The sequence below is a fragment of the Paenibacillus sp. Leaf72 genome (assembly GCF_001422685.1).
Taxonomy (GTDB): Bacteria; Bacillota; Bacilli; order Paenibacillales; family Paenibacillaceae; genus Pristimantibacillus.
The window spans coordinates 1-2,777 of the sequence record NZ_LMLV01000027.1 but is presented as its reverse complement, the minus strand read 5'-3'; the positions used below and the strand labels follow the sequence as shown (position 1 = coordinate 2,777).

Sequence of the window (2,777 nt, the reverse complement as noted above, 5' to 3'; positions counted from 1 at the left end):
CCGGGAAAGCGCGTCTTATCGGGAGATGGAGCGCTACTGGCTGAAGCAGTTCGCCGGGGAGCTGCCAGTGCTGAGCCTGCCGCTCGATTATCCGCTTCCGGCGGTGCGGAGCTTCGAGGGAGCACGCGTAGAATTCGAGCTGGACAGCGAGCTGTCAGCAGCGCTGCGGGAACTGGCCCGTACGAGCGGGGCGACGGTGTATATGGTGCTGCTGGCAGCGTACAGCGCGTTGCTTGGCCGATTAAGCGGTCAGGAGGAGCTGATCGTCGGCACGCCGATTGCGGGACGTTCGCATGCTGACTTGCAGGGCATGCTGGGGATGTTCGTGAACACGCTGGCGCTGCGGCTGAGTCCGTCGGGGGAAAAAACGTTCTCTGCCTACTTGCAGGAAGTGAAGCAGACGGCGCTAAGCGCCTTCGAACATGGGGACTATCCGTTCGAGGAGCTGGTGGAGCAGGTAGTCAGGCNCACCTCGGTTCGCCGATTTGCCGCCGCATGCAGCGATATGCCGCATAATGGAAAAACGTTCTCTGCCTACTTGCAGGAAGTGAAGCAGACGGCGCTAAGCGCCTTCGAACATGGGGACTATCCGTTCGAGGAGCTGGTGGAGCAGGTAGTCAGGCAGCGGGATTTGAGCCGSAATCCGCTTTTTGATGCGATGCTGGTGTTGCAAAACACGGAGCAGTCGGAGCTGGAGCTGGCGGATCTGCAATGGACGCCGTACCCGATAGAAAGCGGAGCGGCGAAATTCGATCTGACGCTGTCGGTGAGTGAAGAAGAGCAGGGCATGCGTTGCACGCTGGAATACGCGGTGAAGCTGTTCGAGCAGGCCACAATAGAGCGCTGGGTGGGTCATTTTACGGAGCTGCTGCGTCAAGTGACCCGCGATTCGCATACAATGCTGGGAAGCATGGACTTGCTGACGGNGGCCACAATAGAGCGCTGGGTGGGTCATTTTACGGAGCTGCTGCGTCAAGTGACCCGCGATTCGCATACAATGCTGGGAAGCATGGACTTGCTGACGGCAGGGCAGCGGGAGCAACTGCTGATGCACTTCAACGCTACGGAGCTGGAGCTCCCTGAGAACGCGACGGTGCATGGGCTATTCGAGCAGCAGGCTGCCCGAACGCCGGGGCATCCGGCGGGCAAGCCAACCGCATCGCGGGCTGGCTGCGCGCGCAGGGCGTGAGCAGTGAAGACCGCGTCGGTGTGCTGCTGTCCCGTTCGCCTTGGCTGATCGCCGGTCTGCTGGGGATTATGAAAGCCGGTGCGGCCTATGTGCCACTGGATCCGGCGCTGCCAACCGGACGCATCGAAGGGATGGTCCGGGATGCCGGAATCCGCATTCTCTTAAGCGAAGAAGCACAGCGGGAAACGGTGGCGGGCTGGGTAGAAACCCCGCTGCGTCAGGTGCTGTGTCTGGAGGAGCAGGGCTCAGATGGACAGCAGGAGGAGCAAGCTTCGCAGGTGAGGTTTGCCTCCGTGGAGGAACTGAAAGCTTATTCCTCGGCATCAACGAAGGTGGAGACCCGGGCTGAGGGCAGCGCGTATGTGATCTACACCTCCGGGACGACCGGCACGCCGAAAGGGGTGGTGGTGGAGCATCGAAACGTCGTCAACTTTATGACGGGGATGGTGGAAGCACTGCCCTTTGCGCCATCTGCGACGATGCTTAGTGTGACGACGGTGTCCTTCGACATCTTCGTGACCGAGAGCTGGGTACCGCTGAGCTGTGGCATGCAGGTTCTGCTGGCGAGCGAAGCGGAGCAGCAGGACCCTGCCCAGCTGGCTGCGCTGCTTATGAAGCATCCAGCCCAGGTAATGCAGACGACGCCTTCCCGGCTGGTGATGCTGCTGGAGGATGCGCGCAGTGCCGCAGCGCTGCGTCCTATGCAGGCGCTGCTGATTGGGGGGGAGCCATTCCCTGTCACGCTGGAAAGACAATTGCGCGTTCAAACGGAGGCGGAGCTGTACAATATGTACGGCCCGACGGAAACGACGGTCTGGTCGACGTTTGCACACCTGAGAGAAGCGGGCGAAGGAGGAAAAATGAGCATCGGCCGTCCGCTGTCCAATACGCAGGTGTATGTGCTGAACGAGGCGCTGCAGGTGCAGCCGATCGGAGCGGTGGGAGAGCTGTGCATCGGAGGAGCAGGCGTAGCCCGTGGCTACTGGGCACGCGAGGAACTGACGAACGAGCGGTTTGTCGCGCATCCGTTTGCCCCMGGCGAGCGGATGTACCGGACTGGCGATTTAGCCAGATGGCTGCCGGATGGTCGTCTGGAGCATTTGGGCCGGATGGACCATCAGGTGAAGATACGGGGTTACCGGATCGAGCTGGGYGAGGTGGAAGCGCATCTGCTGCAAATCGAAGGGGTAAAAGAAGCGGTGGTGACGGTGATCGCTGGTTGGGAGCGAAGGAGATGCGCAGCAAGCTGGCAGAGGGACTTCCCTCGTATATGCTCCCAACGCACATCATATCCCTAACCGAGATGCCGCTAACACCTAACGGAAAGCTGGATCGCAAGGCGCTGCCGAAGCCGGAAGTCGGGGCACAGAGCGAAGCGGCGTATGTAGCGCCACGGACACCAGTSGAAGCGGAAGTCGCGCGGCTGTGGCAGGAGGTGCTGGGGCTTGAGCGCGTTGGCATTCGCGACAACTTCTTTGCGCTTGGCGGCCATTCCCTCCGGGCGATGACGCTTGTATCGCGCATGCATCAAGCATTGGAGACCGAGGTGCCGTTAAGAGAGGTRTTTCTYTATCCGACCGTTGAAGAG

Annotated in this window: 2 protein-coding genes and 2 pseudogenes; all 4 read left to right on the top strand. The window is 61.0% G+C overall.

Annotated elements, in window-relative coordinates; translation table 11 throughout:
- Positions 1-467: pseudogene (locus tag ASF12_RS35840) on the top strand (condensation domain-containing protein); the annotation flags it as partial.
- A gap of 38 nt (positions 468-505) precedes the next feature.
- A pseudogene (locus ASF12_RS35835) lies at positions 506-926 on the top strand (condensation domain-containing protein); the annotation flags it as partial.
- Positions 927-1,185: 259 nt separating this feature from the next.
- Entirely contained in the window at positions 1,186-2,487 is a 1,302-nt protein-coding gene (locus tag ASF12_RS35830; RefSeq protein WP_235533236.1) for an amino acid adenylation domain-containing protein, read from the top strand.
- Positions 2,424-2,777: phosphopantetheine-binding protein (locus ASF12_RS35825; protein WP_235533235.1), on the top strand; the 354-nt coding region annotated here is incomplete at its 3' end. The genes ASF12_RS35830 and ASF12_RS35825, both read left to right, overlap by 64 nt.